This is a genomic window from Blautia sp. JLR.GB0024, assembly GCF_037000545.1.
Lineage (GTDB): Bacteria > Bacillota > Clostridia > Lachnospirales > Lachnospiraceae > Blautia > Blautia celeris.
Genome location: NZ_JBANBF010000014.1, coordinates 69282 through 87870 on the forward strand (window position 1 = coordinate 69282; position 18589 = coordinate 87870).

Below are 18589 nucleotides of genomic sequence, written 5' to 3' on the forward strand. Positions count from 1 at the left end.
TGCGGGGTGTCACAGCTCCGCGGCTGATTAGCCGGTTCCGAATGCGATTCCTCATAAGACGGGCCTGTATAACAGGGCAACGCCGCAGGACGCCGGAGCGTCCGGTATTTGGGTAGGGGCGAAGCAGGGAACTGATGGTCGCCGGAGCAGTACGGGGTGGGCTGCGTGCTGCTATATCTTGTATAATTTTATGAGTAAGGTGAACCCGCCGCTGGGGGAACCGATTAACTACAACCTCTCCGCTGCCACGGACAGAAGAGCCGGGCAGTGATAAGTATAAAGCAAAACATCTGTATCATTGTCGTGGTACCAACGGCCAGAAAACGGGTGTAGAGTAAAGAACATGGGAGACGTCCCTGGGTGGAGTTGTGAGGGGGTTCTGATACCAAAAGCGGTTGAGGTAAGAGTTTGTTTTGCGGTTTCTTTGCATCGGCCTAAAACGATGAAACAAAAACCGCATGTCCCAGGTCTGGGATAACAGCACCGTTATGGCGGTGCAATGTGTGGAGCATACCATCAATGGCAGATGGACAGGGTCGCGCCCTGGGTTCCGGTTCGATTCCGGATGTTCTGCTTCGCCGGAAGGCGATACTCCCCCAATACATTTTATTTAAAAATACCTTACAAAATTGTAGGGTATTTTTTAGATAATAGTTCTATAGACAAGTGCGAACATATGTTCTATTATAAAGTATAACTCCTTTACATGGAATTGTTGAATTATGTCAGTAAATGGATTAAAATGGTAACATATTTAATGTATTGGAGGGTTACCAAATGAATAAGATAGGATTGGCAGTATATGGATTAGAGATATATCAAACTCGGCGTAAAAAGAAAGAATTGAATACTGTTAATAGTAGAGTTGATTTTTTAGATATAATGGATTTGTTTTTACATAACAGTCAACAACAATTTGATACTGACAATTATACTGAAACAGTTTTTAAAGTAGAAAGAATTGAAAGAGATGAAGTATATAATGAAAACGGGCAAAAGATGTATTCCTTTATTTCAGGGGTTGTGAAGACAGGTGAATATGGAACAGAATCAGAATTGGTTAATAGAAAAACCAAAAAAGTCACACATAATAAAACAATTGATGAGGCTGAGGTGATGCCGTTCGCGTTTTATGTAGCAATTCCTCAAGGAAATACCAAGAAAGGCATCATTATTTTTCAAACAGAAGGCCGCTATGGAATGAAAGGCAGCTTTGAAAAAAGATTAAAAAAATATATGCAGAATCTTTACCCGGATTTGAGCTTTACGATGGGGACAATAGCACCTGTTGAATATATTGAGAGATATTTAAGAGATGGATTCTTAAAAGAAATTAAAATGATTAAATATGGAATACCAAATGATGTTTCAGAAAGAAATGGAATTTCTAAAAAACCGGAGGATAATGCGTATGAGGAGAGAATAATTCATAATCCATTAGGATTTTTGGATAAAGGAGCCGATAAAATAAGAGAAACATTGAGAAGTCAGAGAATATATACAAGTATTGTTGAGATTCCGGATTTTGATTATGATGTGTTGAAATTTAATTTTACAAAAGGAAAGACAAACAAGACCATTAATATGACAAATATAGATTCGATCGTAATTGTTGAAGATATAACAGAAACTGCTGGTGTAAATAAAGGACATCCATCGTACTTGATTCTTAAGGATGAAATGAAAAGGACAGCTATAGATTATTTGCACGGAATGGGTGTTGTATGAAAGAGATGATAAAATGAAGCAAGTGGTAGCTTTTATTACAAGTTCTAATGGAGTACTTTGCATTTTACTGGTGGTGGTGCTTTTTATTCGCTGTGTATTAAAAATAAAATACTTGTCCATAAAAGATATTGTTATAAATCATGTAAACTGTTTTAGAAATCCACAAGGGAAATTATTATTTGTACCAGTATTTATGTATATAGTACTGCCTTTTTTATAGCCATTTGTATTGCAAAGAATAAAGTGATTAATGGTGATATATTGAATCTTATAACAATAATCATATCTATTTTAACAGCTATGTTATTTACTTTGTTGACTGTAGTTATGGATATGAAAGAAAAGGTAAAGGCAAATAAAAAATACTCGGCGAATGAAGCGGATACTATTAAAGATGCTTTAAAACAAACATATTATACGATAATGTTTGAAATTCTTATTAGCATACTATTACTAGTGCTATGTTTGATTAATGTCTTTGTGGCGAAATATACATTGATTCAAAGTGTACTGATTTATTACTTTTCTTTACTCATGGTAATTAATTTACTTATGATTTTAAAAAGAATATCTGCAGCCTTAGATGTTGAGATTGAAAAATGAAAAGATATTATGAGAGGCAGCTTCGGCTGTCTCTTTTTGCAGACATCAAAACGAAACGATTGAGAGGTGGTGAGAGTGCCGCGGAAACTGGATGAGCGAGCTGTGAAGGCAAAGGAAATGTACCTGAACGGAAAGAAATTAGTTGAGATTGCAAGTCAACTAAATTTGCCGGAAGGGACTGTTCGGCGTTGGAAGAGCACATATAAGTGGGGAAGTGAGCGCTCGTTAAATAAAAGCGAACGTTTGCAAAGGAGGAAAGGCGGGCAGCCAGGCAACAGAAATGCTGTAGGCCACGGTGGAACAGGTCCGCCGGGAAATAAGAATGCAGTGAAAACGGGAGAGTTTGAGACTCTCTTTTTTGATACTTTGGATGCCGAAGAAAAAGAACTCCTGGAGATGGTACAGCCGGATAAGGAGCAGCTCCTTCTGCAGGAGATACAGCTTCTGACGGTTAGGGAGCGCCGGATGCTGAAGCGTATAGATGGCCTGCGTGAATTGGAAGAATACCTTCCAGAGGAAGAAGATGACAAGCCAGGTGTTATTGCAACAAAAGTTCCACCGGGCATGACGGTAACGAAATACACTGCAGGATTTGAAAAAGGCAAGATCACAGACTTGCGGGAATTTACGGGTATCCTTGGGCAGATACAGGCAGTTGAGGAGGCCCTTACCAGGGTGCAGGCCAGACGCCAGCGTGCAATAGAGGCATTACACAAGTTTGGGTACGATGACGCGCACCTGGAACTCATAAAAGCCCAGGTTGATAAACTGAATCGAGACGGACAAGATGAAGATGGAGAGGACGGGGTGGAAATAGTCAATGATGCGCCAAAAGAAGAAAGTTAAGATATCAGAGATAGTCATCCCGAAGTATCTCCCTTTGTTTAATGACCGGACGCATAGGCACATCATCCTTACTTCCGGGCGTGCTGGAACAAAGTCAAGTTATGTGAGTATCACCACAGATTTTCGGATTATGGATGAGCATAACGCATCCTGCGTTGTCCTGCGCAAGCACCACAATAAGCTGCGCAAGACGGTATATAAGGAGATGATACGCGGTATTAACCGCTTGGGAGTCAGTAAAAAACGGTTCAAGATTGGGAAATCCCCGATGGAGATAACCTACAAAAAGAATGGAAACACCATTTACTTTTCCGGATCTGACGGTGTGGATGATACAAAAGGTATCATAGATGAGGATAAACCCATTAAGCTTGTGGTACTGGACGAGCTGACGGAGTTCTTCGATGACGGCGAGGGAGAGGAAGAACTGGCAAACATCGAGGCTACCTTCGTCCGTGGAAATCAGGGCGGGTTCCAGATGATTTATCTTTATAATCCACCCAAAAACCCGAATGCCCCCATAAACGAATGGTGTCGTAAGATGGAGGAGAGGCCGGACTGCATCCACATACACACAGATTATAGAGATGTACCCCCAGATTGGCTGGGGCCTGATCTCATTGAATCAGCGGAGGTCATGGAGCAGACCGACCCTAAGATGTATCGCTGGGTATGGCTTGGAGAGAGCATAGGTATAGACGATTTGGTCTATTACATGGTAAATGCTGAACTTCATTACTACGATGGACTCCCAGAAGATGAGAAAAAGACAATTGGTGAGATAGGAGTAGGAGTTGACTACGGCCAAAAGAACCCTACGGTATTCGAGGCATTCGGTGTCAGTTACAGCAGGCAGACGTTATGCGGACTGGACGAGTGGAGTCATTGCGGGCGGGAAGAGGGACAGAAATCCCCTTCCGAATACGCAAAAGAATTGAAAGATTTTTGTGATAGGCTGGAAAAAGAGTATGGCAGGGTAGTGAGCTGGGTATTTATTGACCCTTCTGCAGCCGGCTTCATTGAGGAAGTGCGACGGATTATGCCACATATAGATGTTATCCCGGCATTCAACGATGTAAAGCTTGGGATAAGCAGAGTACAGAAATTCTTTTCTTTCCGCCGGATTTTGATTAATCAGCAAAAGCAAACGCTGCTTATTAAAGAGCTGGGGCTATATCAGTATGACCCCAAAAGCGTTGAAAAAGGCAAGGAAGAAGTATTAAAGGTCAATGACCATGCTGCAGATGCCACAAGGTATCTTGTATGCGGTATGTGGGGATTAATAGCTATATTCCTGCCGTTTACAGAAAGAGAGTGAGGTGATAAGCAGTGATACAGTATGAGAGCATTAAAAAGGCGCTGGGCGTCGATATAGCGGTATCGCCGGAAATGGCTGAATCCATATACCGGTGGCAGCGCATGTATCGTAATAAGCCGCCCTGGATAAGCAAAGATGTCAAGGGGGTGAACCTGCCTGCAGCCATAAGCAGTGAGTTTGCGAGACTCGTCACAAATGAGGCCAGGATTGAGGTGAGCGGCAGCCCGAGGGCAGACCTGATAAATGAAATGCTCACGCCATTCAGGGGCAATCTTCGCAAATACGTGGAATTTGCAAGTGCCACTGGTGGTATTTGCTTTAAGCCATACCTTACCGGGGATAAGGTGGCTGTAGATATCGTACGGGCCGGTAATTGTTATCCGACGGAGTTTGATTCATCCGGTACGATGACCGGAGCTATCTTCCCGGAATTTAAACGCAAAGGTAAGAAGTTATACACACGATTGGAATACCACAGCCTGCAGGGAGATAAATACATCGTCATCAATCGGGCATTTGTCAGCAGAAAAGCGATTGTCAAAACAGATGAGATTGTGCAGCTTGGTATGGAGATCAGGCTGGAGGATGTCGATGAATGGGAGGATATATCCCCATATGAAGAGTTCAGGAATGCAGATTGTACGTTGTTCTCGTATCTTAAAATCCCGCTTGCGAATAACGTAGATCCTGATTCCCCGCTGGGGGTAGCGGTTTATTCCCGGGCGGAAAAACAGATACAGGATGCGGATGAGATGTACGGAGCAGCTCTTTGGGAGTACCGGTCAAAGGAGACTGCTATTCAGGCGTCAAACGAATATTTCAAAAAGAACCGGCAGGGAGATGTGCTCCTTCCAAAAGGACAGGAGCGTTTGTATTATCCTATGGGTAATGGCATTGCAGACCATATGACAGGAAAGCCATTGTTCAATGTCTACTCCCCTGATATCCGGGATCAGAGCTTTTTCAATGGATATAACCGGATTATACAGAAAGTGGAGTTTAACTGCGGCTTGGCTTATGGGACCCTGTCTGATCCGCAGAGTGTGGAGAAGACAGCGGAGGAGATCAAGACCAGTAAGCAGAGGTCATATTCCACTGTAAAGGACATCCAAAACAGCACGGAGGAAGCCATCCGCTCCCTTGTAAAGGCAATGGAGGTCTGGATTGATATGGGCGGGCTTGCACCGGCCGGAAAAGTGGAAGTGTCTTGCGACTGGGACGATTCACTCATAGTTGATAAGAAGTATGAACTGGAACAGCTCAGAGCTGATCTGGCTGCCGGGATTATAGGACCGGTAGAATTTCGGATGAAGCGCTACGGCGAAACAGAGGATCAGGCTATGAAAGCACTTGCGAAAATCCAATTCCCGGATGATGTACAGGAGTGATGTAGATGCGACCGGAGGAAATGGGGAGCCTGCCCCTGCAGGTGGAAAAGCTTTTCTATGGACTACAGGATAGGATCATGTCTGATGTGGTAAGGCGAATCAAAAAGACAGGTGAGATAACATCTACAGCAGATTACCAGCTCAATCGTATCAAGATACTCGGTAACTCAACGGAGTTTATCGAGGACGAGTTAAAAAGATTACTGAATGCGACGTATCCTGAAATATTTGCCCTGTATGACAAGGTGATAGATTGGGAATATGTACGTAACAAGAGCTTGTATGAGCAGGTCAATGGGCAGTTCACACCGCCAGAAGAAAACAATTGGCTGCAGGAATTGTCCTCTGCAATCGTCAGTCAGACAAAAGGGGAGATCAAAAATATCACACAATCCCTGGGTTTCTCCCTGGACTACGGTAATGGGAAAAAGGTATTTACACCACTGTCCGAATACTATCAAAAGTATCTTGACCGGGCCTGCCTGGATATTGCGTCAGGCGCCTTTGATTACAACACGGCTTTACGCCGGGTGGTGCGAGAGATGACATCATCCGGTATCCGCTCTGTCGATTATGCAAGCGGATATTCCAACCGCGCACCTGTGGCGGCCAGAAGAGCCGTTATGACAGGCGTGCATAACCTTAGCAATAAAATCAACGAGCAACTTGCAAAAGAGCTGGAAACGGACGATTTCGAGGTCACAGCACATTATGGCGCCCGGCCAACACACGCAGTCTGGCAGGGCAGAGTGTACAGCCGCCGAGAACTGGAGTCTATTTGTGGTCTCGGCAGCGTGACTGGCCTTTGCGGTGCAAACTGTAATCATTCGTACCTGCCTTTTATAAAGGGTATATCGACCAGGACCTATACAGATGAGATGCTGGAAGACATCCGCGAGGATGATGCCAGGATCAGAAAATACCGGGGTAAGGAATATGATGGGTATACCTGCCGACAGAGACAGCGTGAGATGGAGACAACCATGCGGGCGCAGCGGGAACGGATCAAGTACCTGAAAGAAGGTGGTGACCATGATGCGATGCTGTCAGCTCAAGCGAAGTATCTGCAGACTCTGCATGAGTACAAGGGGTTTTCAAAAATCATGGGGCTACAGCCACAGATGGAGCGTGTCTATATGGACGGGCTCGGGCGGATGGCAGGTGGGAGAATACCCGCGAAAGCAGTTGTAAAATCAGGTAGAAGTGGTATAATAAAGTCAGGAGCAGTAAGCGGTGCGAGAAATCCTTACGGAGATGCAGCGAATAAACATGCAGAGAAGTATTATGGCCTTGTAAGGAAAATGAAAACAGATGTGGCAAGGATAGCCAAAACAACAGGTATTCCTGAACAGGATATCCAGTCAATTAAGGATTATCTTTTTATCCAGAAACATGATTTAGGAGGAAGTGAGAAAAAGCGTTTTGATCCCGATTATATGATAGGTGAATCATGGAAACGTCTGATAGACGGTAAGCCGGAATCACACGACTTGACGTTGATTAAGCATGAGATCATGGAAAAGGATTTAATGTCTAAAGGGATGTCCCAGGATGAGGCTCACATTGCGGCGACTGCTAAGTATAACTATGATAAGGAGGCTACGTTATTTTATGGTAAAATTAAAAAATTTAAAAAAGAATAATACCACTATCGAAAGTGATATCATACCTGAGGATAGCGATAACAGCGGGCATATCGTAGTTGACCTGGATCAGGGAATCACAATTGATTATTCACTTCCGGAAGGGTATGAATGGTGCATGAATCACGTAAACCACGCTAAAAATAAATTGATAGAACTCGCGAAAGAAGAACATTTATCAGAACAATATTTAGTAATGTGGTACTAATACCACCAGTCAAAATGACTGGTGGTATTTTTATGCCAAATTTTAGGGGGTGTTTGATTGATTACAGTAACTATGGGCCGTACGGGGGTAGATATCAGCGGCCATGCAGGATATGATAAATGTGGTCGCGACATTGTGTGCGCCGCGGTATCTGTACTTGCGCATAATCTTGTCATATCCCTGGAGGCTTTAACGCCGGATAAGGTATTTATAGAAGAGCGGCATGGATACATGAATATAATCTGGAATGACCTGTCTGATAAAGGCAGGATACTGGTAGATTCCTTTTTTCTTGGTATCTGCGATATAGAGAGGGATTATCCAGGGGTGGAAATCAAATATGGTAAATAAGCACGCGGGGACGCCCGGGTGTTTTTTATTGTCCAATACCGGTTATGACGTTTAAAAGGTCTCGGAAACTGACCGGCAAGTCATATAAACTGTACAGCCTCCGGAAGACACCGGATATAAAAACGAAGGCGGAAAGGATGAATATGGATTTAAAAGAATTACTTGGGGATGAGCTTTATGCTCAGGTGGATGCGAAACTTGCAGAAGTAAATGGTGCGGATGACAGGAAAGAGAATCCTGTTAAATTTGTGGATTTGTCGGACGGAGCATATGTCAGTAAAGAGAAATATACCGGACTGAAAACAGAAGCAGACGGATATAAGAAACAGCTCACCGAGGCAAGCGCCACCATTGAATCTTATAAGGGAATGGATATTGATGGCATTAAAAAATCTGCGGATGAATGGAAACAGAAGTATGAGACTGATACGGCGGCACTGAATCAGCAGATTGAGACCCAGAAGAGGACATTTGCGGCCGAGAAATTCCTCGATGGTCAGAAGATTAAGTCTCCTCTTGCAAAGAAAAGCATTCTCTCAGATTTCATGGCCCAGAATCTTGAGTTTAAGGATGGTACTTTCGTGGGCGCCGATGACTATATGAAAAAAATGAGAGAACAGTATCCGAATGACTTCGAAATCGAACAGAAGGAAGAGTCGCCTAAGAAAAACACCTGGGTAAGAGGAACTGCAGGTTCATTCAAACCTACAGCAGTATCTTCAGAAGAAGCATACAGAGAACAGAAGTATAGTAAAAACAAATATTACAGGAAGTAAAGGAGATATGATATATGGAATATGGTGGATATAACGTTAATGAGAAATACAGTCCAATTGTAGCCCCTAATTTTTATTTTGATGCGGTTTTTCAGCCAGGATTGACTTATAGTGACCAGTATCAGGGGGATGCGGAAGGTGCAGGTGCAGTAAAGATTTTCAAATTAGCGGCTAAGGCTGCGAAAGCGCCCAAAAGTCCGGCTTCTGATTTCGAGCATGGGAATGCAGATAATGACCTGATTCCACTGCTTTTAAATAACTTGCAGCAGGAATCTACAAAAATTTACAATGTTCAGGCAGATGCGGTTCCGTATGATATGGCGGATGCACATCTTTCCCAGTCTGTGCAGGTATGCCGTGAGGGATGGCAGATGTCCGGTCTTGCATGTCTGGTAAATGAGGGAACAGTAATGGAAGATACAGAGGCGATTACAAAAGCCAATATCGTCTCTAAGATTATTGCCGGAAGGAAATCTATTCGTAAACAGAAAGCGTCTGCGAATGTGGTACTTGCATCTGTGGAGACGTATAGTACAATGCTCGAGCAGGCAGGGGATAAGTTTACTCCAGTAATGAACGATGAGATCGTAAGGACTGGTCAGATGGGATATTGGCTGGGTATGCTGTGGGTAGAGTGTAATATGATGGATTTGGCAAATGAGGCCAAATACTATGATTTTACCGGTACACTGAAGACAGTTGACCTTACCAAAGTTGATTATATTATGTATGACTGGAGAGGCCTGCATATTGTAGACCTCCTGTCTATGGCACGGCTGAAAGATTCCGAGAACTTTAATGGAACTTTAGCACAGGTGGAGATTTGCACAGGATACCGTCTTGGCGATGCTAATTATGCTGTGGTAAAAAAACACGGAGCTTGACAAGTCTGACGGTTACCTCCGTAGCAGGTAGCACGAGCGGCTCTACTAAAATCACGGTAGAGCCGGCGCTGTCAAGTGGTAACAGCTACAAATACAAAATAGCCGCAAATCCAACTATACCGAATGCAGGACAGGAATGTAAGACTGGGTACACTGCTTGGGATGGTACGGCGGAGATTACAGCAACAGCAGGCCAGAAAATTGTTGTCGTCGAGGTGGACGCGGATAACCGCTGCTTTGGAGCTGGAATGGCCGTAATAACCACCGCAGAATAGAGGTGAGTATATGTCACGGGTAGATGTAGATTATCAGTATTATGCTGATGTTTTTAAGGGAGACGCCCTTACGGAGAGTGATTTTAAAAAACACGGCATGCGGGCGGAGGCCATTGTGAACCGGATGACATACGGTCGTATCCATGAATTTGAATTGCGACCGGATGACCTGGAGGCTGTCAAAGCTGCCATATGTGCGGTATCTGAAATTTTGGCCGAGGATCACCGGCAGAAAGAAACAACCGGCGGGCGATTGGTAAAGAGTGTCAATACCGACGGAGAATCCGTGACATATGCGGACACTGCAGACAATCAGCCGCCGGAAGAGGCACTATACAGTAAATGCTGTTTTGAAGCCCGTCTTTACTTGGAAGATACGACACTCTTATATCCGGGGGTGTACTATGATTATTAATGCAGAAGTGACCATATATAATCGCAAGGTAAATCCGGATACACGGAAAGTAGAGTATTTCGGGCATGTGTCACCATGTCATTATTACTGCGAAAATAAGGTGATAACGGGCGATAAAGGAGATGGCGGCCTGAAGCACGCTGATGTATTTAAAATCCGGATTCCTGCCGAATATCTTGACGGGTATGTGGCGCCAGATGAGTATGCGAAGCTGCCATACAGCCCTGAGATGACGGCTTGGACTGTAGAAAAAGAAGATCTGTTTATCCTCGGGGTGTATGATCTGAAGATAAATGGGATCGGTGATCTGCAGAAGACGCACCGGCCATATGGCGTGGCAGATAATTATGGAGATAACCGGAAAGGGTTTATCCCACACATAAGATTTGGAGGTTGTAAGTAATGGCAAACTTCCACTTGAAAATTGACCCATCTGACCAAATTCTCCTCAAAAGGAGCTTGGGGAAAAACGGGAGAGGACAACTGTTTTTTGCCTCTGAGTTTGGCCGTAAGTGCCGACCGTATGTGCCCGAACTTTCGGGGCGGTTACGGGATAGCATGAGAGCAGAGCCTGGTAGCGTGTCCTGGGATACCCCATACGCAAGGCGGCAGTTTTATGAGCACAAAAGCAAGAATATGTGGGCGGAAAAGTGTTGGCAGGACCAGAAAAAAAGCATCATTTCATCCACCGCAAAATTCTGCGGAGGGAGGGCAACATGAGTATTATTGAGTCGATCAGGGATTTTATAGCAACCTGCCCATTTATTGAGGAACTGGATACCATGTTTCCTCCCGTAAATGTGGATAAACTGGAACCGGAACCGTCTTACAGCATCGAAAGCGTTCCTTCGGACCCTATTGTAAAACGGTGTATTAACGGAGACAGCATTCGCAGGGTTACTTTTTATCTGTGCTCCAGAAACCTTTATGGGGCAGAGGAGAACTTGGACACCAGCCAGTTTTATGAGAATTTTGCTGATTGGCTGGAGGACTGCACCAGGAAGAAACAGCTTCCGATATTGGGGGAAGGGCAGACAGCAAGGGCGATTAAAGCAAATACGCACGGGTACATCAATGATAGTGAGGCAACATACGCCCAGTATCAGATCCAGTGCGAATTACAATATTATCAAAAAAGAAAGGTAGGATAAGCATGAGAAGATTGGATTTACAGAGGTTTGCGGACACTGAAGCAGTGCAGCGGTATCAGGAGGCACTGTACATTAATGTTGGTGCAGCAGGTGCGGCCGCAACGTATGAACTGTTTGGCACCGGCGTGACCAAAGCGGACGAAAGCTTTGACACGAAAACTAAAGAAAGCCGCTACATCAATCAGAAATCTACATCCCAGAGTATTACAGGATACGGATATTCCATCGGTTATGAATATGAGAACATCCCATCCGAGAAAGCTGTCAAGCTGATTGATTCTGTGGCAAAAAAGGAGAAAGTGGGATCAGAGGCAGAAACAGATCTGGTGATCGTATCCTTGTACATGCCGAAAGAGGCAAGCAAGGGATATCCGGCAAGAAAAAGGAGAGTGACCATCTCTCCGGATTCCAATTCTGACAATGACGGAACAATGGTAGGTTCTGGCAGCCTCCTGGGTAAAACAGACTGGGAGTATGGCACTTTTGATGTGGAGACAAAGGCATTTTCCGTTGATGCTGCAGTTGCTGCCAAGTTTGATGTGACGGCACCGTCGGGAAATTAAATGGTGCTCCGGTAACTACGGCAGCCGTAGCACCTGCTAAAACGGCCGTAAAAAGAGTAGCTAGAAAAACTGTGGAGGCTGGGGCTGAATAGCCCTGGCCTTTTATGGAGGAAAAAAATGATTATAAATTTCGATGAACTTAACTTTGATGCGACAGACGCAGACACCCTTCAAAAGTATCTTGATGCAATGCAGAACATTTCAGAAAAGGCAAACAGGCTTGATAAAAACGCCCCGCAGCCAAAACAGTATCTGTATCTTTGTGAGTCCGTTAAAGCATGTTTCGATGGTATATTCGGGGATGGCGCTGGAGAAAAAATCTGTGGTGCCAACAACTCTCTAAGAGCCTGCACAAATGCGTTTAGGGAACTGGTAGCAGAATATAATCACCAGATGCGCGAACAAGAGAGAGCGAATGAAGCGCTAATCGCGGCAATGGAAGTTGAGAAGGCTGTTGATACAGAGTGAGATTAACAGAACGGCTTCCGGTAACTGTGGAGATTGCAGGAGAAGCGTATGCAATCAAAACGGATTTTAGGGATATACTCCGTTACGACGAGATTATCAGAGGACAGAGTAATGGCAATGCGGTTTTAGAAGCCATAGATATGCTTTTGGGGGAAGAGGTGCTACGCAAACCGAATATGAGAGCTGACAATATAGCAGATGCAATCGGGTGGTTTGTTAAGTGTGGAGATATAGGAAAAAAGAGTTCCCTTCCGCGTGCAGCACTGGGCCTTAATAATGCGGTTCCTATGGATTTTGGCGCTGATTCCGCTTTGATCTATACTGCTTTCCTCCAGACGTACGGGCTTGATCTGTACGATATTCCGTATTTGCACTGGTGGAAATTTAACTGGATGCTGGAGGATATTTCCCCTTCGTGTCGTCTGTCAAAGGTAATTGAATACCGGACGATAGACACGAAAAATAAAAACTTGTCCAAAGAACAGAAGAAAGCTTATGCGGCCTTACAGCGGTATTTCCGTGTCCAGGAAAAGAAATCCGAAGAAGATGAAGCCATAGTACAGGCGCTCCTGGAAGGGAGGGACCCCTTTGGATAATGACAAAAAGCGCATAAAGATTGTGTGCCCTTATTGTGGATATAAAATGCCAATAGCTTATGATCCGGCAAGGGTTATATGCAAAGGAGTATATATTCAATGCAAGGGCAGAAAATGTAAAAAAGAATTTGAAATAAGGATTTAAGTGTCAAGTAGAGCCATTATGAGCCGATGACGCTTGCGAAAGGCAGGTGGGATTATTGGCTGATGGCAAAATTACGATTGACACAAGTATAGATAATGCTGGGGCGCTAAAAGACCTTAAAAAACTGACAAGCAACGTCAGCCAACAGGGTAACGCGGCAGCAGGGGCAGCGTCCAGTGCTTTTAGTAAGATTGGTTCCGCTGCAAAGCATTCTGCAGAGATTGCGGTAGCGGCCCTTGCCGGTGTGGGGACGGCTGTCGCGGCTGCTGGTGGGCTTGCCGTTAAAGTTGGTTCCGATTTTGAGGCTGCCATGTCAAAGGTGGCTGCTGTTTCTGGCGCAACCGGAATGGACCTTAGCAAACTGACTGATAAAGCTAAGGAGATGGGGGCGAAAACAAAATTCTCTGCTTCGGAAGCCGCTGAAGCCATGAATTATATGGCAATGGCCGGTTGGAAGACAGAGGAAATGTTGAATGGTGTAGAAGGTATCATGAATCTGGCAGCGGCGTCAGGAGAGGATTTAGCATCTACATCTGATATCGTGACGGATGCATTGAGTTCGTTCGGACTGCAGGCCAGTGACAGCGGGCATTTTGCGGATATCCTTGCAGCGGCGTCCAGTAATGCGAATACCAATGTGGCCATGATGGGTGAGACGTTTAAGTATGCGGCATCCGTAGCTGGGGCAATGGGGTATACCGCAGAGGATACAGCTCTTGCAATCGGCTTGATGGCGAACAGAGGTATAAAGGCAAGTCAAGCCGGTACTGCACTCAGGAGTATCATGACAAGGCTTTCAAAGCCAACGAAAGAGACCCAAGGAGCTATGAACAAGCTTGGTATCTCCCTGACAGATTCTGAGGGCAATATGAAGTCCTTGGACACTATCATGCAGGATCTGCGCGAGGGATTTTCCGGGCTGAGCGAGGAAGAGAAAGCGGCTACTGCGGCAGCATTAGGAGGCCAGGAAGCAATGTCTGGTCTGTTGGCTATTGTAGGAGCCTCCCCAGAAGAATATGAAAAACTGCAAAGCGCCATTGCAAACTGTGACGGTACTGCTGAGAGAATGGCAGAAACCATGCTGGACAATCTGCAGGGAAGTCTAACCATCCTCAAATCCTCTCTGGAAGGTCTGGGAATCGAAGTATACGAGAGTATGCAGGAGCCCTTAAAGAATGCTGCGGATAACGGGATTGCTGACGTCAACAGACTCACAGAGGCTTTTAAACAGGGCGGATTTGATGCTGCTGTCGAAGAGGCAGGAGACATACTGGCAGGGCTTACCACGAAAGTAGCACAGTCGGCTCCTAAGATGATTGATGCCTCTGTATCTGTGGTTAAATCCTTTGTAAAAGGTATTGGCAAAAACAAGATGCAGCTTAAAGTTGCGTCAAATGACATCGTTAAATCCCTGTGTGATGGGCTGGTAAAACTTCTTCCGAAGGAGATGCAGAAGCCTGCGAAGAAAGCCCTGGATTCTCTCGTAAGGACATTTAAGTCCGGAACCAAAAACATTCTGAGCGTTGCGCAGTCAGTTTTAAATGCTGTAGGTGCAGTGTTTAAAAGGCTGGGCGGGAATATGGATGACATTATCCCTACTGTTGTCAGCGTTGTGGCCGCCTTTAAAACTTTTAAAGCTGTTAGCGGTCCAGTGTCATCCGTTGTAAGCGTCATCACCAGTTTAACAGGCGCTGCAAAAGGAGCGGGACTTGCGACTACCGCTTTAAACGCTATTATGGCCGCAAACCCTGCTACCCTGATTGCCGGTGCCATTGCCCTTCTTGTGGGTGGATTGGCCACATATGCACTCACAGCAGGACGCGCGGATGAACAGCAGAGTGCCTTTAATGAGCGAATGGATAAGTTGGGATCATCCATAGAAAAGAACCAAAATGCAATAGATCAGCTCGGGGAATCCATGAAGGATACCAGTTCTTCTATTGAAGCATCCGCAGCTCCTGTTGAGCGCCTGCGGGACAAAATGTCAGAGGCATTTGACGAAACCGGTCACGTAAAAGAAGGGTGCGAGGATCTGGCCACATCCATCCTTAATCAGCTTAATGACGCGATGGGCACGGAATACAGCCTTACTGCTGATGGATTTATCCAGAACAGTGAGGGTGTAAAGCAGTCTATTGATGATGTTAATACCTCTATTGACGAGTATGTGCAGAATTTGAAAAATAAGGCTCTTCAGGAGGCGACAACAAGCCAATATACCGATGCAATAAAAGAGCAGGCAGAAGCTCATAGAGACTTAGCTGAAGCGCAGAAGGCTCATCAAGAAGCTATTGAAAAGGTAATTGATGTTGATGAACAGTGGCGTAACGGACTGGCAGACCAGGAAGCACTTGAAAAAGCCCAAAGAAATTTAGAAAAAACAACAGGGAAATTACAAGACGCCGGAAGGGCCGCTGTCGAAGCTGACGCACAGGTCGAAGGGCTTGAAGGAGTCATGGACGAACTGGGGAAAGGAACCCCGGAGAGTGTGCAGAAGGCAATAGATGCTTATGCAAAGATTCCCATTGAATCAGAAGAGGCGGCAAAAGGAGTAGTTGCCAGTCAGGAAACTATACAGGACGCACTTTCCTCTACGGACTACAGTAAAATGTCCGAAGGATTTCAATTGGCTATCATGCAGATTGAAAAATCCGGTGGAGAAATTCCCAAGAGCTTACAGCAGTCCATAGTAGAAGCACTGAAGAATTTTGATAAATTGGGCACAGAGGGACAGGAATCAGTAGCAAGTGCAATGCGTCTAATGATGGATGCAATGAAAGATAAGATTCCTGAGTTTTCAAATATGGCCGGCGCTACATCCGATCAGGTTATACAGACATTTGGAAAATACCTGAAAGACAGCGGCGCTCTTGGCGATATTGGAACAGAAGCTCTGGATAAGATGATGAAAAGCATGGAATCTGCGGACGCCACATCTGTGCCGAATAAAAAGGGAAAAGAAGTCACTGAGACAGCCGCACAGTCTATACGGGATGGTTACGAGGTCATTAATACTGCATCAAAGGGCGCAGGCGAACAGATAGGCCAGGGATTTTCTGCAGCGGATTATTCACTCGCCATTACTTCCGCAGCAAAAGCTTGTGATATGACCGTAGAGGAGCTGATGGGTCACCAGGAGCAGATATATGCTGTTGCAGCACAGGTTGCACAATCTGGAGCAAATGGATTCACGGCGGCTGATTTGGTAGGAATATTTGGTTCCAACGCACAAGCGGCAGCAGATGCGGCCAACTTTGCGCTTATAAATGGCTCCGCGCAGGCAGGAGCAAGTGGTGCCAATTTTGGTAATTCCACAAATGCGGCTCTTATGGCGTCAAATATGCCAGGGGTATTTGCTGGTCAGGCAAATGGTGCGGCGTCAAATTTTGCATTTGGTATGTTATCCGGTGCAGGCCAGGGAGCTGCGGCGGCAAGCAGTGTAGGCAGTTCCGCGGGTATGGCTTTACAAAACTCAGGGATCAGTAGCATGTTCCAGACAACCGGAACGAATGCGACCAATATCCTGAATAGCACCATTAAAGGGAGCCAGGGTACAATATCCTCAGCAACTAGAAATCTTGGACGTTCTTCCGCATCTGCCCTAAAAGGAGTGAACCTGGGTAGTAATTTCCAGTCTCAGGCCCGCTCAGCTGTGAATATGTTTTGTGCCGGTATCAGAGGTATTACATCCTCCGCTATAAGTGCGGCAAGAGCATTAGGCACCGGAACTATTCGGGGATTGAGCGAGTGTAACCTTTCTACAGAGGGTAAGACACAAGGCTCAAAATTTGCAAGATCATTCAGTGAAGGGATTGATTCAGGTCGAAGTTCTGCGTCTACAGCAGCATCCGGTCTTGGCAGTGATGCAGAAAACAGTTTAAGTGGTTATTCCGGCAGTGGTTATAATGTGGGTGCTCAGTTTTCGGCAGGCTTTGCTTCGGGTATTAGGAGCGGAGAATATGAGGTGACTGCAGCGGCGGCATATGTCGCAAACCAGGCGGTAGCGGCCGCGAAAAGAAATCTTAAAACGGCGTCACCATCCAGAGTCATGCGTGCAATAGGACGTTGGTATGACAAGGGACTTGAAGTAGGCATCCAGGAAAATACAAGAGGCGTTGAAAAAGCTGTTGACCGGTTGTCTGATAAATTGACCTTTGACCCAAATTCCTTACTTGCGAAAATGCGAGGAGATTTTGACAATAATCTAAGCCGGATTGCCGGGAATCATCTGGCGAATAGGTATATCTCCACGGTAACAGCACCGGAACCGCAGGAACCGGCAAAGGTAGAGCAGACGGTGAATATATATCAGCCTGTGAAATCGCATGTAGAAATGGCAAGAGAACTGCGGAAAGTAGGAAGGGAGCTGGCATTTGGATGACAAGAAAGATAATATTTACATTCCATAAAGGGGAAGAGGAGCTTGTCTTAGACGACTCCTCTTTTTCTGTAACGGCATATGAGGGGCTGGAATCAACGGATTACGACCTGTTGACGGAGGAAAATGTTGGCTATGCGGGAGAACGTAAAAGACGGATGAAAATACTAAAGAGGCCGATAGCCATAGAATTTGACTATCTCGGATATGAAGACATCCCAGAAGTAAGGCAAAAACTGATAGGCTTTTTCTCCCCTTACAGCAGCGGAAACTTAACTGTTGATTTTATGGGAACAGAGAGAGCCATAGAGTATGAAGTCCAAAAGCTGAAATTCAGCAGCCAGAATGTGTTTGAACCCATTTCCTGCCTGCTTGAACTTGTCTGTGTGGATCCTGATTTTCAGACTCCATATCACTTGATGGAGGCAATCAGCACGTGGGTGGATGGTTGGAAATGGAAGTTCAAGCTCCCATTCCACATGAAACGGCGCGGAGATCCCAGAGTGAATATTGTAAATGATGGACATGTAGAAACGCCCATAGAGGTAGAATTTCACGGTCCTGCAGAGAACCCCAGAGTGACAAACCTGACCACGGGAGAATATGTTCAGGTAAACCGGACCCTTACCAGTGATGATGTACTGTTTATCAACACGGCATTCCGAAATAAGATTGTAGAGATTGAGAGAAACGGTATCCGTGAGGATGCGTTTGATTATATCGACCTGGGTTCAACCTTCTTCTCCCTGCAGTTGGGCGACAACTTGCTGCAGTACAGTACCCAGAACGACTTGAATCCGCAAAGTGTCATAATCCGGTACAAAAAAAGGTATCTGGGAGTATAGGAGGAATA

The 18589-nt window shown here is 45.2% G+C and carries 22 protein-coding genes; all 22 read left to right on the plus strand.

The genetic code is table 11. The features are described 5' to 3' along the window. Positions 1 to 777 precede the first annotated feature (777 nt). The 22 genes from V8Q34_RS22540 to V8Q34_RS22640 all read left to right on the plus strand — a co-directional run bounded on the left by V8Q34_RS22540 (position 778) and on the right by V8Q34_RS22640 (position 18581). Positions 778 to 1728, plus strand: a complete 951-nt coding sequence (locus V8Q34_RS22540; RefSeq protein WP_335836376.1) for a hypothetical protein — start codon at positions 778 to 780, stop codon at positions 1726 to 1728. Between the two features lie 13 nt (positions 1729 to 1741). Next, complete coding sequence (locus tag V8Q34_RS22545) at positions 1742 to 1948, plus strand: hypothetical protein (protein WP_335836377.1); 207 nt, start codon at positions 1742 to 1744, stop codon at positions 1946 to 1948. Between the two features lie 113 nt (positions 1949 to 2061). Continuing rightward, positions 2062 to 2331, plus strand: coding sequence for a hypothetical protein (locus V8Q34_RS22550; protein WP_335836378.1), 270 nt, complete (start codon positions 2062 to 2064; stop codon positions 2329 to 2331). Positions 2332 to 2406: 75 nt separating this feature from the next. Continuing rightward, positions 2407 to 3177, plus strand: a complete 771-nt coding sequence (terS, locus tag V8Q34_RS22555; protein WP_335836379.1) for a phage terminase small subunit — start codon at positions 2407 to 2409, stop codon at positions 3175 to 3177. After that, positions 3152 to 4495 (plus strand): PBSX family phage terminase large subunit, encoded by a 1344-nt coding sequence (locus V8Q34_RS22560; protein WP_335836380.1) that lies wholly within the window; start codon positions 3152 to 3154, stop codon positions 4493 to 4495. The genes terS and V8Q34_RS22560 overlap by 26 nt, the downstream gene beginning before the upstream one ends. Before the next feature lie 11 nt (positions 4496 to 4506). Further along, positions 4507 to 5883, plus strand: a complete 1377-nt coding sequence (locus V8Q34_RS22565; RefSeq protein WP_335836381.1) for a phage capsid protein — start codon at positions 4507 to 4509, stop codon at positions 5881 to 5883. A 5-nt stretch (positions 5884 to 5888) separates the two neighbouring features. After that, a complete protein-coding gene (locus tag V8Q34_RS22570) occupies positions 5889 to 7526 on the plus strand; it encodes a phage minor capsid protein (protein WP_335836382.1) in 1638 nt (545 codons plus the stop codon). Continuing rightward, positions 7495 to 7734 carry a hypothetical protein gene (locus V8Q34_RS22575; protein WP_033141355.1) on the plus strand — a complete coding sequence of 80 codons (240 nt, stop codon included), beginning with the start codon at positions 7495 to 7497 and terminating at the stop codon, positions 7732 to 7734. Before V8Q34_RS22570 ends, V8Q34_RS22575 begins: the two co-directional genes overlap by 32 nt. 57 nt (positions 7735 to 7791) lie before the next feature. Further along, the gene (locus tag V8Q34_RS22580; protein ID WP_335836383.1) at positions 7792 to 8085 is read left to right on the plus strand and encodes a ribosomal-processing cysteine protease Prp; all 294 of its coding nucleotides are present in this window, start codon (positions 7792 to 7794) and stop codon (positions 8083 to 8085) included. 137 nt (positions 8086 to 8222) lie between these two features. After that, positions 8223 to 8861: a phage scaffolding protein gene (locus V8Q34_RS22585; RefSeq protein ID WP_256129996.1), complete on the plus strand. Its 639-nt coding sequence runs from the start codon at positions 8223 to 8225 to the stop codon at positions 8859 to 8861. Positions 8862 to 8875: 14 nt separating this feature from the next. Further along, positions 8876 to 9745, plus strand: coding sequence for a hypothetical protein (locus V8Q34_RS22590; protein WP_335836384.1), 870 nt, complete (start codon positions 8876 to 8878; stop codon positions 9743 to 9745). Further along, positions 9742 to 10020, plus strand: a complete 279-nt coding sequence (locus V8Q34_RS22595) for a hypothetical protein (protein ID WP_335836385.1) — start codon at positions 9742 to 9744, stop codon at positions 10018 to 10020. Before V8Q34_RS22590 ends, V8Q34_RS22595 begins: the two co-directional genes overlap by 4 nt. A gap of 10 nt (positions 10021 to 10030) precedes the next feature. Continuing rightward, positions 10031 to 10435 (plus strand): hypothetical protein, encoded by a 405-nt coding sequence (locus V8Q34_RS22600; protein ID WP_335836386.1) that lies wholly within the window; start codon positions 10031 to 10033, stop codon positions 10433 to 10435. After that, positions 10425 to 10838: a DUF6751 family protein gene (locus tag V8Q34_RS22605; protein WP_335836387.1), complete on the plus strand. Its 414-nt coding sequence runs from the start codon at positions 10425 to 10427 to the stop codon at positions 10836 to 10838. Before V8Q34_RS22600 ends, V8Q34_RS22605 begins: the two co-directional genes overlap by 11 nt. Then, the gene (locus V8Q34_RS27590) at positions 10838 to 11155 is read left to right on the plus strand and encodes a minor capsid protein (RefSeq protein ID WP_442893855.1); all 318 of its coding nucleotides are present in this window, start codon (positions 10838 to 10840) and stop codon (positions 11153 to 11155) included. The genes V8Q34_RS22605 and V8Q34_RS27590 overlap by 1 nt, the downstream gene beginning before the upstream one ends. After that, positions 11152 to 11586, plus strand: coding sequence for a hypothetical protein (locus V8Q34_RS22610; RefSeq protein ID WP_335836388.1), 435 nt, complete (start codon positions 11152 to 11154; stop codon positions 11584 to 11586). The genes V8Q34_RS27590 and V8Q34_RS22610 overlap by 4 nt, the downstream gene beginning before the upstream one ends. A gap of 2 nt (positions 11587 to 11588) precedes the next feature. Further along, complete coding sequence (locus tag V8Q34_RS22615; RefSeq protein ID WP_052099477.1) at positions 11589 to 12149, plus strand: hypothetical protein; 561 nt, start codon at positions 11589 to 11591, stop codon at positions 12147 to 12149. Between the two features lie 117 nt (positions 12150 to 12266). Next, positions 12267 to 12617, plus strand: coding sequence for a DUF6673 family protein (locus V8Q34_RS22620; protein WP_335836389.1), 351 nt, complete (start codon positions 12267 to 12269; stop codon positions 12615 to 12617). Then, entirely contained in the window at positions 12614 to 13213 is a 600-nt protein-coding gene (locus V8Q34_RS22625) for a Gp15 family bacteriophage protein (RefSeq protein WP_335836390.1), read from the plus strand. Before V8Q34_RS22620 ends, V8Q34_RS22625 begins: the two co-directional genes overlap by 4 nt. Beyond that, positions 13206 to 13358, plus strand: a complete 153-nt coding sequence (locus V8Q34_RS22630) for a hypothetical protein (RefSeq protein ID WP_187370715.1) — start codon at positions 13206 to 13208, stop codon at positions 13356 to 13358. The genes V8Q34_RS22625 and V8Q34_RS22630 overlap by 8 nt, the downstream gene beginning before the upstream one ends. Positions 13359 to 13413: 55 nt before the next feature. Next, positions 13414 to 17739, plus strand: coding sequence for a phage tail tape measure protein (locus V8Q34_RS22635; RefSeq protein WP_335836391.1), 4326 nt, complete (start codon positions 13414 to 13416; stop codon positions 17737 to 17739). After that, on the plus strand, positions 17736 to 18581 hold the full coding sequence (locus V8Q34_RS22640; RefSeq protein ID WP_335836392.1) for a phage distal tail protein: 846 nt from the start codon (positions 17736 to 17738) through the stop codon (positions 18579 to 18581). Before V8Q34_RS22635 ends, V8Q34_RS22640 begins: the two co-directional genes overlap by 4 nt. Positions 18582 to 18589 lie beyond the last annotated feature (8 nt).